General features: G+C 65.0%; 15 protein-coding genes and 1 tRNA gene. 10 read left to right on the top strand and 6 right to left on the bottom strand.

All coding sequences use genetic code 11. The features are described 5' to 3' along the window. Positions 1–2 precede the first annotated feature (2 nt). Genes mftC through mftA form a run of 3 tightly spaced genes read right to left on the bottom strand, consistent with a single transcriptional unit; the run spans position 3 to position 1,715 of the window. Positions 3–1,259 carry a mycofactocin radical SAM maturase gene (gene mftC / locus F562_RS0115445; RefSeq protein WP_018157874.1) on the bottom strand — a complete coding sequence of 419 codons (1,257 nt, stop codon included), beginning with the start codon at positions 1,257–1,259 and terminating at the stop codon, positions 3–5. Then, the gene (mftB, locus tag F562_RS0115440) at positions 1,256–1,540 is read right to left on the bottom strand and encodes a mycofactocin biosynthesis chaperone MftB (protein ID WP_018157873.1); all 285 of its coding nucleotides are present in this window, start codon (positions 1,538–1,540) and stop codon (positions 1,256–1,258) included. Before mftB ends, mftC begins: the two co-directional genes overlap by 4 nt. Positions 1,541–1,565: 25 nt before the next feature. After that, positions 1,566–1,715: a mycofactocin precursor MftA gene (gene mftA, locus F562_RS21255; protein WP_018157872.1), complete on the bottom strand. Its 150-nt coding sequence runs from the start codon at positions 1,713–1,715 to the stop codon at positions 1,566–1,568. Between the two features lie 275 nt (positions 1,716–1,990). On the opposite strand from mftA, the gene F562_RS0115430 reads away from it, so the two are divergent. Next, positions 1,991–2,063: transfer RNA gene (locus F562_RS0115430), tRNA-Arg, on the top strand. Between the two features lie 71 nt (positions 2,064–2,134). Here F562_RS0115430 and F562_RS0115425 read toward each other — a convergent pair. Further along, positions 2,135–3,808 (bottom strand): cation:proton antiporter, encoded by a 1,674-nt coding sequence (locus F562_RS0115425; protein ID WP_018157871.1) that lies wholly within the window; start codon positions 3,806–3,808, stop codon positions 2,135–2,137. Between the two features lie 611 nt (positions 3,809–4,419). Between F562_RS0115425 and F562_RS20665 the strand changes: the two genes are divergently transcribed. The 6 genes from F562_RS20665 to F562_RS0115395 all read left to right on the top strand — a co-directional run bounded on the left by F562_RS20665 (position 4,420) and on the right by F562_RS0115395 (position 8,791). After that, a complete protein-coding gene (locus tag F562_RS20665; RefSeq protein WP_083915574.1) occupies positions 4,420–4,623 on the top strand; it encodes a hypothetical protein in 204 nt (67 codons plus the stop codon). A 42-nt stretch (positions 4,624–4,665) separates the two neighbouring features. Next, positions 4,666–5,352 carry a Clp protease N-terminal domain-containing protein gene (locus F562_RS20395; RefSeq protein WP_018157869.1) on the top strand — a complete coding sequence of 229 codons (687 nt, stop codon included), beginning with the start codon at positions 4,666–4,668 and terminating at the stop codon, positions 5,350–5,352. Positions 5,353–5,376: 24 nt separating this feature from the next. Continuing rightward, positions 5,377–6,165: a TrmH family RNA methyltransferase gene (locus F562_RS0115410; RefSeq protein ID WP_018157868.1), complete on the top strand. Its 789-nt coding sequence runs from the start codon at positions 5,377–5,379 to the stop codon at positions 6,163–6,165. Between the two features lie 28 nt (positions 6,166–6,193). Further along, entirely contained in the window at positions 6,194–7,237 is a 1,044-nt protein-coding gene (locus F562_RS0115405; RefSeq protein WP_018157867.1) for an SAM-dependent methyltransferase, read from the top strand. A gap of 100 nt (positions 7,238–7,337) precedes the next feature. Further along, a complete protein-coding gene (locus tag F562_RS0115400) occupies positions 7,338–7,907 on the top strand; it encodes an RNA polymerase sigma factor (RefSeq protein ID WP_018157866.1) in 570 nt (189 codons plus the stop codon). Beyond that, positions 7,904–8,791, top strand: a complete 888-nt coding sequence (locus tag F562_RS0115395) for a hypothetical protein (RefSeq protein WP_018157865.1) — start codon at positions 7,904–7,906, stop codon at positions 8,789–8,791. Before F562_RS0115400 ends, F562_RS0115395 begins: the two co-directional genes overlap by 4 nt. Before the next feature lie 147 nt (positions 8,792–8,938). Here F562_RS0115395 and glpK read toward each other — a convergent pair whose 3' ends face one another. Both glpK and F562_RS0115385 read right to left on the bottom strand, forming a co-directional pair. Beyond that, complete coding sequence (gene glpK / locus F562_RS0115390) at positions 8,939–10,450, bottom strand: glycerol kinase GlpK (protein WP_018157864.1); 1,512 nt, start codon at positions 10,448–10,450, stop codon at positions 8,939–8,941. 26 nt (positions 10,451–10,476) lie between these two features. Beyond that, on the bottom strand, positions 10,477–11,199 hold the full coding sequence (locus tag F562_RS0115385) for an MIP/aquaporin family protein (RefSeq protein WP_026181318.1): 723 nt from the start codon (positions 11,197–11,199) through the stop codon (positions 10,477–10,479). Positions 11,200–11,457: 258 nt separating this feature from the next. Between F562_RS0115385 and F562_RS0115380 the strand changes: the two genes are divergently transcribed. From F562_RS0115380 to F562_RS0115370, 3 genes are all read left to right on the top strand, one after another. Next, the gene (locus F562_RS0115380) at positions 11,458–13,188 is read left to right on the top strand and encodes a glycerol-3-phosphate dehydrogenase/oxidase (RefSeq protein ID WP_018157862.1); all 1,731 of its coding nucleotides are present in this window, start codon (positions 11,458–11,460) and stop codon (positions 13,186–13,188) included. Positions 13,189–13,272: 84 nt separating this feature from the next. Continuing rightward, on the top strand, positions 13,273–13,998 hold the full coding sequence (locus F562_RS0115375) for a response regulator transcription factor (protein ID WP_018157861.1): 726 nt from the start codon (positions 13,273–13,275) through the stop codon (positions 13,996–13,998). Beyond that, positions 13,995–15,515: a sensor histidine kinase gene (locus F562_RS0115370; protein ID WP_018157860.1), complete on the top strand. Its 1,521-nt coding sequence runs from the start codon at positions 13,995–13,997 to the stop codon at positions 15,513–15,515. The genes F562_RS0115375 and F562_RS0115370 overlap by 4 nt, the downstream gene beginning before the upstream one ends. Position 15,516 lies beyond the last annotated feature (1 nt).

Raw genomic sequence — 15,516 nt, 5'->3', positions numbered from 1 at the left:
GGTCAGGGGGTGAAGCCAGCTAGCGGGCTCTCGGCACACGCCGAGACTGGTCGGCTTTGCGGCGCGAAGACTGAGTCGTCGTTGTCCGGGCGTCGTCCCAGCGTGAGCATGACCGGCTGATTCCTCGTCGGGTTGGCCTTCGAATGGTCCTGACTCGCTGCGGGGATCACCCGGTCGCTGGCGAGGGCCGACTCGCCGTAGCCCTGAACGCACTCGGGGTCTGGGCCATCCAACGGCAGGCCGGTAAAGAACTTCGCAGCCATGCAGCCCCCACGACAGGAGTCGAAGAACTGGCACTTGCTGCACGCACCGCCTGTCTGCGGTGAGCGCAGGTCGGCGAACAACGGTGACGTCTGCCATACCTGCCCAAAACCCCCGTCGCGCAACAGATTTCCCGCAAGGAACTCCTCGTGGATCGCAAACGGGCACGCGTAGACATCACCAATGGGGTCGATGAGGCAAACCACCCGGCCGGCACCGCAGAGATTGAGCCCTGGCAGGGACTCGCCGAAGGCCGCTAGGTGGAAGAACGAGTCGCCAGTGAGGATGTCGTCGCCCTGCGCCATAAGCCAGTCATAGAGCTCTCGCTGCTGCTCAGGGAGCGGGTGCAATTCGTCCCAGACGTCAGCGCCACGTCCCGACGGACGCAGCCGAGTGAGTCTCAGGGTGGCGCCGTATTGGTCAGCGATGGCCTTGAAGTCGTCGAGTTGGCCGATGTTCTCTCGGGTGCAGACCACCGAGATCTTTGCGTCCTCGAAGCCAGCCTCTTGCAAGTTGGCTAGCGCCCGAATCGCGGTGTCGTACGACCCGGGCCCCCGAACGTAGTCGTTAACCTCAGCAGTCGCGCCGTCGAGCGAGATCTGCACGTCGACGTAGTCGGTGCTCGCGAGGAAGCGGGCGCGATCGGAATTAATACGAACTCCGTTGGTGGAGAACTTAACTCCCACGTCGTGAGCGACGGCATACTCAAGCAGCTCCCAGAAATCTGGGCGGATGGTCGGCTCCCCGCCGCCGATGTTGACGTAGAAGACCTGCATGCGATGCAGCTCGTCGATCACCGCCTTGCACTGCTCGGTGGTGAGCTCGCGCGGGTCACGCCGCCCCGAACTTGAGAGACAGTGCGCGCACTCCAGATTGCAGGCGTACGTCAACTCCCAGGTGAGGCAGATCGGTGCATCCAATCCAAGCTCAAACTGGTCGATCAAGCGCCCACCCATGGGGCGTTCGGGCGATTTCGGTCGTACCGGTGCGAGAGTCATGCCGCATCCTCCTGACGTTTGCGGATCATGTCGGTGTCAGCCAGCCCGCGCAGTGCCGCGACATAGGCCGTGTGCTGCTCGGTCGGTACGCCGCCGGCCTCTAAGGCGTGCCGTACGTCCGCGTGATGCTCGAGCTCCCGGACGAGTGCGACCAACTCCGGCCGCTTCAAGAAGGTGAGCTTGCGATTGCCGAAGTGGTAGGCCAGCGCACCGAACGGCTCCGGCCGTAGCGCCACGGACGGTGACAGCGCCCAGGGTTCCTCGAGCATCACGTCGGTCATGGGATCTCCTCCTGCCGAGGGTGGACTAGTAGACGCCACACATGCCGTCGATCGAGACCTCTTCGATCAGGCTCTCGGCGGTCACAGCACCCTCGGGTGCGCTGGTGTCTGCGTGCTCCACAGCGTCGGTCGACACCGTGCTCTCGGTGGTCTCGGTCTGGTCGGTGCGCTCCATCAGAGCCTCCTGCGTCGGCGGATGTGACGCTCGACACATTAGTTTCACCGGTGGATGCAGCGGAACTGACCGATCGGAGGGTTAGCGACCTATCCGTCTCGCTCGCCCTAGCGGATTCGCTTGCAATTACTACAGATTCAGCACCATCTCTGTCAGACCATCCGGGAGCACGAGCGCACGGATGGTCTGACCGAAGCCCGCCACGAGGGCTCGATTCGCCTATCCCCGGCGCGCTTGGTTAGTATGGCTCGTCGCTGTCCATCACGGCAGCGCACGCACCCGTAGCTCAACGGATAGAGCATCTGACTACGGATCAGAAGGTTTGGGGTTCGAATCCCTACGGGTGCACACTGTGTCGAGACAGTCACAAAGCCCCGACTCGCATCTGCGAGTCGGGGCTTTGTCGTGGGCGCGGTACGTCAATTCACGTGCGTGGAGCGCATCTCGATCGCGATCTGCGAGGCGTCGAGGTCATCCAACGTGTTCTCCAAGAGTTCAGCGGCGAACGTCCCGTCATCGCGGGCGTCGAGGATTGCGGTGCGTTGGGCCTCCAGCACCGCGAGTCGATAGCCCGTCGCGGCGTTGAACTGTTCGGTACGCGGGGCTTGATCGTCCCGCTCCACCTCAGGGATGGTGGCCCCGGCGTCACGGAGCAATTCAATGATCCGGACTTGCTCGGCTTCCCGCTCCGCGCGGTCCTCCTCCGACGGCCCGGCATCGCGCGTCAACGCCGACACCAACGCCCCCATCGTCCCTCCTTGAATGAGCAAGGACGCCAGGGCAACGATGAAGGCGACCAGGATGAGCAGCGGTCGCTGCGGGGCGTCCTCGGGGAGGGTCTGTGCCGCCGCGACAGTAATCGCGCCGCGCATTCCGGCCCACACCACCACAGCGCCATCACGCCACCCAAGCGGCTGCTTCAGGAAGAAGTCCATGTCGGCGAGCGCGCGGGTGACCCGCGTTCTAAACCGAGCGACATCCCGCTCGGTTGGAGCACGCCGACTACGGGCACTGATCATGTCGCGGGTGGTCTGCATGCCGTCCTCGGACTGCATGTTCTCCTGCAACGACTGCAGCCAGTCCTGGCGCTTGGACCCCCGACGAGCTCGTTGACTGAGCAGGTACAAAAGGGGCGCGACGAACGCGGCGCGAATGAGGACCGTCAAGGCCAGCGCACCGCCCGCGGCCACGAGCGCGATCCCGACGCTGTCGTGATCGCGGATGACATCCCTGACGATCGACTCAATCTGGAGACCCATCGTCAGGAACACGATTCCCTCGAGAACGAGCTCCACCGTGCGCCAATTCTGCGCATCCGAAAGGCGACTCTGCGGTGACAGTTCGCGCGGCGCGCGCACCCCAGTGACCAGGCCGGCGACGACGGCAGCGACCAGACCCGATCCGTTCAACAGCTCTGCCGGAATCGAGGCGAGGAACGGAACGGTGAACGACAGCACCGTATTCACCGTCGGATCCGAAACCCGCTGGCGCCCAGCGAGATTAAGTGCCCCGACCAGCCCACCCACCACGACGGCCACGATGACGGAGTAGGCAAACGTCCCAAGCGCACCCCAGAACGAGAACGCCGACGCGGTGGCAAGGATCGCCGTACGCAGCAGCACCAGAGCAGTCGCGTCGTTCAGCAGGCTCTCCCCGTCCAGGAGGGCCACCACACGCGTCGATACCGGCGACCGTTTCACGATGGACGTGGCGACGGCATCCGTCGGGCTGATGATCGCCCCCAGCGCCACGCCCCAGGCGAACCCGAGGTCTGGCAGCACGAGCATGAAGAACAGCCCCAAAAGCAGCGAGGTGCCCACCACCAGGACGACGGAAAGGCCGCTGATCGCACCAAACTCACGACGGAAATTCATCGGCGGCATCGAGACCGCCGCGGAATACAGGAGAGGCGGAAGCAGCCCTTCCAGAATCCACTCCGGCTCGATCAGCACACCATCAAAGACCGGGAGCAGGCTCGCACCGACCCCGATCACCACCAACAACAACGGGGCCGCAACGCCGAGCCGCGGGCCAAGCAGCGTCGACAACGCGATCACCACCAGACCGACAACAGCGATCACCAAAAACTCCATCACCCGCACACCCTTGCACTGTCTGCGCCGGTCGAGACCCCCATACCGCCGGTCGAGCTTGCCCAACGCTGGTCGCGAGCTTGTCGAGACCCCCCAACGCTGGTCGAGTAGGCCGAGGCGCTAGCCGAGGCCGTATCGAGACCACCCCCGACCTCACAGGCCTCGACACGGCTCGCGCCAAGGCGCTCCCCTGCTCGACCAGCGTTGGGGGTTCTCACGCCGGTCGAGTAGGCCGAGGCGCAAGCCGAGGCCGTATCGAGACCACCCCCGACCCCAGAGGCCTCGACACGGCTCGCGCCAAGGCGCTCCCCGGCTCGACCGGCGTTAAGAAAGGGCTGCGCTCCCCGGCTCGACCAGCGTTTGGGGGTTCTAACGCCGGTCGAGTAGGCCGAGGCGCTAGCCGAGGCCGTATCGAGACCACTCTCGCCGCCACAGGCCTCGACACGGCTCGCGCCAGGGCGCTCGCCTGCTCGACCGGCGTTGGGGAAAGTCGGCGCTCGCCTGCTCGACCGGCGTTGGGGAAGTCGGCTCGACCGGTATTGGGAAGGTCGGCGCTCGCATGTCCGTCAATATAACTTGACAACCCGAGCACCGTCATGTTTTATTGACACATGGACGACGTCAAGGAACCTACCGAGAGCACTTCGTTAGACCCACAGCAAGGGTTCGATGCCGTACGCGCCCTCCGCCAGCTCGCCGACCGCCTGGAAGACATCCAGGTCGAGAAAGCGCGCGAGCAGGAATGGAGTTGGCAGGCGATCGCTGACGCACTCGAGGTGAGCCGGCAAGCCGTCCATCAAAAGCACTCGCGATAAGCGCGCCGTGCGACCACAGACACGTTCCACAAGGAGAACCACATGTTTCCCACACGAAACCCAGAGTTGAAGATCACCCTCACCCAGGCAGGCGATGAAGCCCGCGAACACGGACACCGTGAGATCGGCCCCGACCACTTGCTGGTTGCCATGCTGACCAACGTCCGCGGCCGCACCTTCCGCATCCTGAGTGACCACGGACTGGAATACGCCTCAGCCAGCGAGCGCCTCGTCGCGTTCCACGAGGCGCAGCCCGAGCAACCAGGCGAAGACGGCCTGGACCGCGACCGCGACGCGCTGAACTCGATCGGCATCGACCTCGACGCCGTCCGGGACGCCATGCAGAAACACTTCGGCATTGACGTGACCCAGGAATGGGGCGGCCGGGACACCGGTCGCGACCGCCGTCGTGGCGGCCACCGGGGTCACCGCGGCCACCGAGGCGGCGACGGCATGGGCGGCGGACGACGCGGCCCGCGTGGCCGCGGACGTCGGCCCGCCTTCAGCGCCTCGCTGAAGACCATTGCCGAAGACATGCGCGAGGGGATGCGCGACCACTTTGAGTCCGCCGGTCGCGCTGGCGCCCACGACGTGATGCAGGACCTACCCGTCCGCACGCTCATTGCCATCCTGCGCAGCGACGACCCGGCACTGGACGCTGTCCTCGGCGACGTTGACCGTCAGGCACTGCTCAGCGCAGCCGAAGCATCGGTCGCGGTCACCGCATAACGGCGAGAGCGTAGGGTCACGGGCGTGCGCCTCACCCGGATCGACCGCCGCAACGCGACTTTTCAACAGTGGCAAACACTGCTGACCAATCGCACCAAGCGGAGCCGTGCCGGAGCGTTCATCGTGCAGGGCGTACGCCCGATCTCCCTTGCCGTACAACACGATTGGGAGATCCAGTCCTGGCTAGCCCAGACTGGCCGCCGCTCCGAATGGGCCGCATCAATGATGCGCGAGCGACCCGCTCAGACCTACGAACTCTCCCCCGACCTCATGGCCGAACTCTCCGAGAAGGAGGACGGCGCAGAGCTCCTCGCAGTGGTCACCATGCCACCCGACCGCCTCGACCGGATCGCCCCACATATGGGTGGTCCGGTCTTGGTGTTCGACCGGCCAAGTACGCCCGGCAACATCGGCACACTGATCCGGTCCATCGACGCCCTCGGCGGAAGCGGGCTGATCATCACCGGTCACGCGGCAGACCCCTACGACCCCAAGGCTGTACGCGCCAGCACCGGCTCGTTCTTCACCGTGCCGGTGGTGCGCTGCGATGCCACGGCAACCGTGCTCGACTGGGCTCGACAACTCGACCTGAGCGTGCTTGGAACCGATGAATCAGGCGATACCCCGCTCCCCGAGACTGACCTCACGGGACGGACGTTGATCGTGATTGGCAACGAAACCCGAGGCATGGCACGGGCCTGGCATGAGGCCTGCGATCAGGTCCTGACCATCCCGATGGTCGGGTCCGCATCCTCGCTCAATGCCGCCTCCGCCGGCACCGTGGCGCTCTACGAAGCCTCTCGCCAACGCTAAATCGGTCCGCATCTGGTGGGATGGGGTCGTGCCCTCCGCCGTAACCTTCTCCGTCGCGCCCGACTTCTATCGCCATGCGGTCTCTGAGATTCGCCTCGCACTCCCCGTTTCCGTCGTCCGCCGCCTGGGCGAGGACGCCGGTGTGGTCGAACTACGGACCGGTCCTGAGGACGCCAGCGCCCAGCATCGCCTCGCGAATGCCGTCCGAGCCAACGAGGTGCAGTTCGTGCGCCACCTCGCTGCGGCCGACGCGCAAACCAAGACCAGCGCCCTGCGCGGTGGGCCCGAGGTCGCCGTCGATTGGGTTCTCGATGCCGTACTCGATCAGATCGAACCGGGCGACGAGATCAGCCTGCATGTCTGGGACAGCGGCCAATCGCCGTACGCGCCGGGCAAGGTCCGCCGGCCCCTACTCGAAGCGTTGATGGATGCCGGTGCGCGCATCGTCACTTCTGGCGCGCCGTCCACGGTCAGTGTGTGCCTCGGTGAAGAACGCAGTACTGCCGGCGTGGGACCGAGCCAGGACGGTCTCATCGACTGGGCCGGTGGTCGGATTCGGCTGGCCAGCCGGCCAGACCAGATTTCGCGCGCTGGTTTTAAACTCGAAGAACTCTTCAGCTTGATCGGCACGCCGACCGGCACCACGGCCATCGATCTGGGTGCGAGCCCTGGCGGGTGGACCCGAGTCCTGCGCGACATCGGATTCTCCGACGTCATCACTGTGGACCCAGCGGACCTCGATCCGCGCCTCGCCGACGATCCCGGCGTACGCCACCACCGCACGACGGCCGGCGAGTTCCTCCACGCATCGGCAGGATCACAGACTCCCGTGGATCTCATCGTGAACGACATGCGGATGGTCCCGCACCTGTCCGCGGCAACGATGGTCGAGGCAGCCGATCTGCTCACCGTCGGCGGCCTGGGCGTCGTGACCTTCAAGATCGGCACCTCGAATCCGATCAAACAGGCCGACGAGAGTTTGGAGACACTGAGCGAGGCCTACGACATCGAGTTCGTGCGGCAACTTCAGCACAATCGCAGCGAACTCACGGTGGTCGCCCGCCGCTCCTAGAAATCCGGTCTCCGCTCGCTGCAACCTTTGGCGCACTGATGCGTCGTCATGGGTAAGACCAGCAACATTCGGCGAATCCCCGAGACGAAGGAGGCCGCACATGACAACCTTGGCCTTACCGATCTCGCCCACGAGCATCCCGGCCGAGAGGATGATTCAGGGGGTAACCTGCGTGCCGCAAGAAGTGGACCTTGCTGCGCTGTACTCCGCCCATCGGCTCACGATGGTGCGGCTCGCCCGGTTTCTCGTCGATGACATCGCGACCGCCGAGGATGTCGTCCAGGACGCCTTTCTTGGACTGCATCGCAACCAACACTCCCTTCGCGATCCCGGAGCCGCGGTGGGCTACATCCGCAGAGCCGTGGTCAACCAAGCCCGCTCCACCCTGCGGCGGCGGCGCACCGTCCGCGCTCACCTCAAGGTCGCCGAGCCAGAGGTCGGTCCTCCTGCCGATGCCGACCTGGAGATCGCCGAGGAGCACCGCGAAGTGCTGCAGGCGTTGAAACACCTACCTGACCGCCAGCGCGAGGTCCTCGTCCTGCGCTACTGGTCAGAGCTCTCCGAGGCCGAAATCGCCGACGCCATGGGCGTGAGCAAGGGCACCGTGAAATCCCAAGCCAGCCGCGCCATGAAGGCCCTACAGCAGCAGTTGGAAGCAGCACCGTCATGACCGACCCATTCGAACAACGACTCCGAGACGCCTTCGCCGCGTCCGCTGATTCGGTCACGCCCAAGGATCTTGACCCAGCACGCGAAGCCGAGTTCGCCGCCGCCATGCAGGCCGAGCCGGTCACGGAGTCTGCTCCCGCGGGCTCGCCCTGGCCGTTCCGGCTCGCCATCGCCGGACTCGCCGCGGCGACCATCGCGATCGGCAGTATGGCCGTCGGCCACTTCATCAACGACGGTTCCCGGCCCACCCAGGCCGAAGAACTCCTGAGCCCGGCCGCGACGCCATCCACCTCACCGGGCGGGGGTCTTGGGACGGGCACCGAAACCTCAGCACCCTCGACGCAGCCGTCTTCGCCGGCGACTCAACGCACTGACCGCCCGTCGACGACGCCGCCACCTGCGCGATCGACACCGGCTCCGCAGGGATCGGCCGCCACAGGCACTCAACAGGCCGCGCCGCCCTCGTCCTCATCGACCTCGGCGCCGCCGACCGAGGAGCAGCCCACCGTGACGTCCCCGCCGACACATTCCGTGGGATCGCGGGCCCGCGGGTCAGTTCCAGCGACCAAGGGTCTTGCGGTCTCCATGACCACACGACCATCAGGTAGCACCTCGGCCACGTGGAAGGCCGATGCTCGAGGCACCTCTGGTGGCGTCCTGAAATACACCGTTCGTTTTGGCGACGGCGCGAGCGCCGTGCAGGAAGTTCAAGGAGCCTGCGGACCAGACTCCGGCCAGCAGACGGCCTTTTCCACTGGTCCACAGCACCATCAGTACGCCGCGCCGGGCACCTACCGCGTGATGGTGATCGTGACGTATTGCACCGCAGACGGGACCGCCACCGACACCGCCTCGAACTCGGTCATCGTGCCGGGCGCCCCCTAAAACGCACTGGGCGGACCACCGTAGACCGGTGGCCGGATCACCTCGGGGGAGATCCGGCCACTGGTAGGTGGTCCGCCCAGTGACCAACATCGACTGACCACCTGACCAACATCGCGGTCGGTCAGGTGGTCACGTCATGCGAGTGAGCTATTCCTCGCCCTTGACCCAATCCAGCGTGCGCTTGACGGCCTTGCTCCACTTCGTCGTACGCGCCTTCACCGTCTCCGCGTCCATCTGCGGTTCCCAGCGCTTGTCCTCGGCCCACTGCTTGCGCAGCTCGTCCTCGGACTCCCAGAAGCCCACCGCCAAACCGGCCGCATAGGCCGCGCCGAGACAGGTCGTCTCGGTGATCTGCGGCCGGATGACCGGCACGCCCAACAGATCGGCCTGGAACTGCATCAAGGTGTCGTTGCCGACCATGCCGCCATCGACCTTGAGTTCGGTCAGGTCGACACCGGAGTCGGCGTTCATCGCGTCGACGACTTCCTTGCTTTGGAAGGCCACTGCCTCCAGGGCCGCCCGGGCGATGTGGTTCTTGTTGGCGTAGCGGGTCAGACCCACGATCACGCCGCGCGCATCACTGCGCCAGTGCGGGGCAAACAGGCCCGAGAACGCAGGCACGACATAGACATCGCCATTGTCCTCAACCTTCTTGGCCAAGGTCTCAACCTCTGGAGCATCCTTGATGATCTGGAGGTTGTCGCGCAGCCACTGGATCAGCGAGCCCGTGACGGCGATCGAGCCCTCAAGGGCGTACACCGGCTTGTTGTCGCCGATCTTGTAGCAGACCGTGGTGAGCAAGCCGTTCTTGGACGCGACCTTCTCTTCACCGGTGTTGAGCAGGAGGAAGTTGCCGGTGCCATAGGTGTTCTTGGCGTTGCCGACCTCGAAACACGCCTGCCCGAAGGTCGCAGCCTGCTGATCACCGAGGATTCCGGCGATGGGTACGCCGGCCAACACGCCCTTCGGCCGCACCTCGCCGTAGACCTCCGCTGAGGACTTGATCTCCGGGAGCATCGACGTCGGGACCTTCATGTCCGCGGCGATCGACTCATCCCAGGCGAGGGAGTCCAGGTCCATGAGCAGCGTGCGGGAGGCGTTGGTCACGTCGGTGATGTGGATTCCACCGTCGACACCGCCGGTCATGTTCCAAATCAGCCAGGTGTCCATGTTGCCGAACAACAGGTCACCGGCCTCGGCCTTGTCGCGAGCGCCGTCGACGTTGTCCAGGATCCAGGTCACCTTGGGCCCAGAGAAATAGGTTGCCAGCGGCAGACCGACCTTGGCCTTGTACTTGTCCGGGCCTTCGGAGCCGCCGAGCTCCTCCACGATGTCGTCAGTACGCGTGTCCTGCCAGACGATCGCGTTGTAAACCGGATCACCGGTCGTCTTGTCCCAGACCACCGCGGTCTCACGCTGGTTGGTGATCCCGACCGCCGCGATGTCATCGGCCTTGAGGTCCTTCTTGGCGAGCGCCTCGGCGCAGACCTTGCGGGTGTTCTCCCAGATCTCCTTCGCGTCGTGCTCGACCCACCCGGCCTTCGGGAAGATCTGCTCGTGCTCCATCTGCGCGACCGCGGCAACCTTGCCGTCATGGTCGAAGATCATGCATCGAGTGCTGGTCGTGCCCTGGTCGATGGCAGCGATGTATTTGCTCATGTAGTGCTCCTTCTAGACGACAGCGTTCAGATATAGAGGTTGGCGACCAGTGCCGCCAGAACGCCACCGATCAGCGGGCCAACGACCGGCACCCAGGCGTAGGACCAGTTGCTGTCGTCCTTGTTGGGGATCGGCAGGAGCGCGTGGGCAATACGCGGACCAAGGTCACGAGCAGGGTTGATGGCGTATCCCGTCGGGCCACCAAGGCTGGCACCGATACCGACCACCAGCATCGCCACCGCGAGCGGGCCAAGTTCCGAAGGGGTTTTGCCGAGAGCGAGGATGACGAACACCAGGACGAAGGTCCCAATGACCTCGGTTACGACGTTCCAGACGTTGCTCTTGATCTGTGGGCCGGTGGAGAAGACGCCCAAGGAGCCGGCGTCTTCGCGCTCGTCGAACTGCTTCTTATATGCAGCCCAGCAGAGCACGGCACCGATGATGGCACCGAGCATTTCGGCAGCAAAGTAGACGAGCGTCGACGCCGCGGTGATCTCGACGCCCTTGGCGTACTCATCGCCGTTGATCAGCAATCCAACAGTGACCGCCGGGTTCAGGTGCGCACCGGACTTGAAGGCGGCGAAGACACCCGCGAAGACCGCGAGCCCCCAGCCGAAGTTGACCATCAGGAACCCGCCCCCGAAGCCGTTGTTCTTCGGGAGCACGTTGTTCGCGACTACACCGCAACCGAGCAACGTTAGAAGCATGGTCCCGAGGACCTCGCTCACGAACACTTGGCCCAAACTCATGAAGACCTACTCTCCCCGTCGACCCACGTCTACGGATCCGCACTGACAAAAAATGACATACCAACCCTGTTCCTACCCCACCCAACCACCTCTGGCCTAGCGTTTCTTCTGGTCTGGGCCTGAATGTGACCTGCGGACTACGTTCGGGTCAGATCTTCCGGGTGCCGCCTGCGCCTGCTGTGCCAGCGCCTAAGGTGGTCTTTGTCGCTGGGACGCTCGTGGCTCCGGGCGCGAATCGCATCGAGAGGACCCCAATCCATGGTCATGCAGCCGTTCAGTTCTACCCTCGGCCCTGCCCAACGGGAACAGGCCTGGCGCGAGCTCACCGAGCGTGAGTTCGACGTTTTGGTGATCGGTGGGGGCGTCACCGGTTCTGGTGTCGCACTCGATGCCGCAACGCGCGGATTGCGTACGGCCTTGGTCGAGGCACGCGACTTCGCCAGTGGCACCTCATCGCGCTCCAGCAAGCTCTTCCACGGCGGCCTGCGCTATCTCGAGCAGCTCAACTTCTCGCTGGTGGCCGAGGCACTCAAGGAGCGGGAGATGATGCTGACGCATATCGCCCCGCACCTTGTGCACCCCGTCCCCTTCCTCTACCCGCTGTCTCACCGTGGCTGGGAGCGCCCATACGTCGCGACCGGTTTGGCGATGTATGACCAGATGGCTGGCTCGTCCCGAACCGTCCCCCGCCAGAAGCACCTCACCAAGGGCGGCGCACTCAACCTCTTCCCCGGGCTGAAATCCGATGCCCTGGTCGGCGCCGTCCGCTATTACGACGGCCAGGCCGACGACGCCCGCCACACCATGACCGTCGCCCGCACTGCCGCCCACTACGGCGCCGTGGTGCTCGCTTCTGCCGAGGTGGTCGAGGTCCTCAAGGAAGCCAACCGTGTGGTGGGCGCCATCGTGCGTGACGTCGAGACCGACCAGCGCTACACCGTGTCGGCCAAGGTTGTGGTCAATGCGACGGGCGTGTGGACCGACGACATCCAAAAGATGGTCGGTGGCCGCGGACAGTTCAAGGTGCGCGCGTCCAAGGGGGTGCACATCCTGGTCGACCGCGACCGGATCGCCGGCGAGGTCGGCCTGATCCTGCGCACCGAGAAGTCCGTGCTCTTCGTCATCCCCTGGGACCAGCACTGGCTGATCGGCACCACGGACACCGACTGGCACTTGGACCTCCAGCACCCGGCGGCGACCAAGTCCGACATCACGTACATCCTCGACCACCTCAATGAGGTCGTCGCTGTGCCGCTCACCGAGGACGACATCGTCGGGGTCTTCGCCGGCCTGCGTCCACTGCTCGCCGGGGAGAGCGAGGACACCAGCCAGTTGTCCCGCGAGCATGCCGTCGCGCGTTCGGTACCCGGCCTGGTCTCGATCGCCGGTGGCAAATACACGACCTACCGGATCATGGCCAAGGACGCAGTCGACGCCGCCGCCGAGGACATCGGTGACTTGAAGGAGTCGATCACCGAGCAGGTCCCGTTGGTCGGCGCCGACGGATACGCCGCCATGATGAACCTCAAGAGCGAACTCGCGCGCGAGACCGGTCTGCCGGAGTGGCGAGTGGAGCACTTGCTGGGACGTTACGGCTCTAAGTTGCACGAGGTCCTCGCCCTCGCCGACGAAGACAAGACGCTTTTGCAGCCAGTCAAGAACGCCGAAAAGTACCTGCGGGCCGAGTTGAAGTACGCCGTGACCCACGAAGGCGCGCTGCACCTCACCGACATCCTGGCCCGCCGGACCCGGATGTCGATCGACACCAAGCACCGTGGCGTCGACGCTGTCGAGGAGACCGCCGACATCGTGGGGCCAGTCCTGGGTTGGGATGAGGCCACGAAGGCTCGTGAAGTGGCGGCCTACCGCGAGCGCGTTGCGGCCGAGCGGGCCTCCCAGCAATTGGTCACCGACAAGGAAAGCGACGCCGAGCGCACCAAGGCCCCGGAGACCCGCCAGGACCTGCGCACGGTCACTGCGACGACCTGAGTTCCACCCGGTTCATCGGGTACGCACAGAATCCACACAGGAAAGTCCTGGTCGAGACACAGGGCCTGCCGGTTGACTGGGACCATGAGCACACAAGATGCGCCCCTGGTTCGGGTCGACGGCGGCCCTGTTCGCGTCCTGGTGGTCGACGACGAGGACAACCTGACCGAGTTGTTGTCGATGGCCCTTCGCCTGGAAAAGTGGGACGTCCGCAGCGCGGGCAGCGGGTCTGAGGCGGTCCGCATGGCCAAGGAGTTCGCCCCGGACGCCGTGGTGCTCGACATGATGCTCCCGGACTTCGATGGCAGGGAAGTGCTTCGCCGCCTCCGAGCGAGTTCCCCCGCTGTCCCCGTGCTGTTCCTGACCGCACGCGATTCAGTTGAGGACCGCATCGCTGGCCTGACGGCCGGAGGCGATGACTATGTCACCAAGCCGTTCTCCCTGGAGGAAGTGGTGGCCCGAGTGCGCGCGCTGCTTCGTCGCTCAGTCATGCTTGCTCCGGACTCCTCGTCCGTGCTGACCGTGGGCGATCTTTCACTCGACGAGGACAGCCACGAGGTTATCCGCGGCGGCGATGAAATCTCTTTGACAGCAACAGAGTTCGAGCTGCTTCGCTTCCTGATGCGCAACCCGAAGAGAGTCTTGTCAAAGGCACAAATCCTCGACCGCGTGTGGAACTACGACTTCGGCGGCCAGGCCAATGTGGTTGAGCTGTACGTCTCCTACCTTCGCAAGAAGATCGACGCCGGTCGTGACCCGATGATTCACACGATGCGCGGCGCAGGCTATGTCCTGAAGCCCGCACCATGAGCGGACGAGGTCCGCGCGGGTGGACGTTGCGGACCAAGCTGGTGGTCTCGATCGTCGCGCTTTACCTGCTCGTCACGGTGGTGACTGGCACCGCGACGGTGCTGACCTCGCGTAACGCCCAACTCGATCAAGTCGACCGCTCCCTGGTCGGCGTGGTGTCGGCGATGACCGGCGATGAAAAAGGCCGACCAGGATCGGGCCCTCCACCGGATGTCGGGCTGGGGCAGTTGAGTTGCACCACCGACGTCCGCGGGACGGTGCTGTCTGACTATGACCGGCGTACCCGCAGCACGGTGAGTTCGTGCGCGGTCGTTGGCCGAGACGGCCGACAGGCCGTGATCGCCCAAGGGGAGGTCGACGACCTGCGCGAGAAGGGGATGGGGACGACGCCCACCACCGTGACGGTGTTGGGCGAGAAATACCGTGTCGTGAGCGCCAAGCACTACGACCAGGTGATCGACACCGACACCAGCGCCGTCACCACCCAAGAGGTCATCAGCATCCGCGGACTGCCGCTTTCTGCTGTCGAGGACTCGGTGCTGCGGCTGACCAAGACGGTGGTTGCCGTCAGCCTGTTCGGTCTGGTGCTGATCGGCTTGGCCGCATGGTGGCTCGTACGACGCAACCTGCGCCCACTGCGCCGGGTCGCCACCACCGCGCAGCGGGTCGCCCACCTTCCGCTCGCGGCGGGCGAAGGTCGGACCCACGAGCGCGTACCGCCCGATGACACTGATCCGGGCACCGAAGTCGGCCAGGTTGGATCGGCCCTCAATGACCTTCTCGACCACGTCGACGACGCGCTTGAGGCCCGGCATCGTTCGGAACTGCAGGTGCGAAAGTTCGTCGCCGATGCCAGCCACGAGTTGCGTACGCCGCTGGCTTCGATTCGCGGCTACGCCGAACTGTCGCGGCGCCAGACCGAGCCGGTACCCACCTCAGTCACGCACGCACTCAGTCGAATTGAGTCTGAGTCTGACCGGATGACCGCACTTGTGGAGGACCTTCTGCTGCTCGCCCGGCTCGATGCTGGCCGACCTCTTGAACGAGCCAGTATCGACCTCACGATGATGGTCATCGAGAGCGTCAGTGATGCCAGCGCCGCAGGACAGGACCATCAGTGGTCGCTCGACCTTCCGGATGAGCCGTGTGAGGTCATCGGGGATGAGGCACGGCTGCGCCAAGTGCTCATCAACCTGCTGGGCAATGCCCGCAAGCACACTCCCGCCGGCACGGTGATTACGACGGGCGTGCGGCAGGGTCCTGCTGGAGTCGAGCTCACGGTGAGCGACAACGGGCCGGGCATCCCCACTCCCCTGCAGCCGCACATCTTTGAGCGCTTCGCACGCGGCGACGAGGCGCGTACCCGCCGCGAGGGCAGCACCGGCCTTGGCCTATCCATCGTGCAGGCCGTCGTCAGCGCGCATGGCGGCCACGTCGGGGTACACAGCGAGCCAGGACAGACCACCTTCACCGTCACGTTGCCGACACCTACACCCGAGGACACCTCGACCGACTGAT

The organism is Demetria terragena DSM 11295 (assembly GCF_000376825.1).
Classification (GTDB): domain Bacteria; phylum Actinomycetota; class Actinomycetes; order Actinomycetales; family Dermatophilaceae; genus Demetria; species Demetria terragena.
The sequence above is the reverse complement of the archived record's forward strand: the minus strand, read 5'-3'. Positions and strand labels throughout refer to the sequence as shown.

Bases quoted from the DNA above. Each gene is read 5' to 3' on its own strand.
- mftC (WP_018157874.1), bottom strand. From the start codon at position 1,259: ATGACTCTCGCACCGGTACGACCGAAATCGCCCGAACGCCCCATGGGT.
- mftB (WP_018157873.1), bottom strand. From the start codon at position 1,540: ATGACCGACGTGATGCTCGAGGAACCCTGGGCGCTGTCACCGTCCGTG.
- mftA (WP_018157872.1), bottom strand. From the start codon at position 1,715: ATGGAGCGCACCGACCAGACCGAGACCACCGAGAGCACGGTGTCGACC.
- F562_RS0115425 (WP_018157871.1), bottom strand. From the start codon at position 3,808: ATGGAGTTTTTGGTGATCGCTGTTGTCGGTCTGGTGGTGATCGCGTTG.
- F562_RS20665 (WP_083915574.1), top strand. From the start codon at position 4,420: ATGGACGACGTCAAGGAACCTACCGAGAGCACTTCGTTAGACCCACAG.
- F562_RS20395 (WP_018157869.1), top strand. From the start codon at position 4,666: ATGTTTCCCACACGAAACCCAGAGTTGAAGATCACCCTCACCCAGGCA.
- F562_RS0115400 (WP_018157866.1), top strand. From the start codon at position 7,338: ATGACAACCTTGGCCTTACCGATCTCGCCCACGAGCATCCCGGCCGAG.
- F562_RS0115395 (WP_018157865.1), top strand. From the start codon at position 7,904: ATGACCGACCCATTCGAACAACGACTCCGAGACGCCTTCGCCGCGTCC.
- glpK (WP_018157864.1), bottom strand. From the start codon at position 10,450: ATGAGCAAATACATCGCTGCCATCGACCAGGGCACGACCAGCACTCGA.
- F562_RS0115385 (WP_026181318.1), bottom strand. From the start codon at position 11,199: ATGAGTTTGGGCCAAGTGTTCGTGAGCGAGGTCCTCGGGACCATGCTT.
- F562_RS0115380 (WP_018157862.1), top strand. From the start codon at position 11,458: ATGGTCATGCAGCCGTTCAGTTCTACCCTCGGCCCTGCCCAACGGGAA.
- F562_RS0115375 (WP_018157861.1), top strand. From the start codon at position 13,273: ATGAGCACACAAGATGCGCCCCTGGTTCGGGTCGACGGCGGCCCTGTT.
- F562_RS0115370 (WP_018157860.1), top strand. From the start codon at position 13,995: ATGAGCGGACGAGGTCCGCGCGGGTGGACGTTGCGGACCAAGCTGGTG.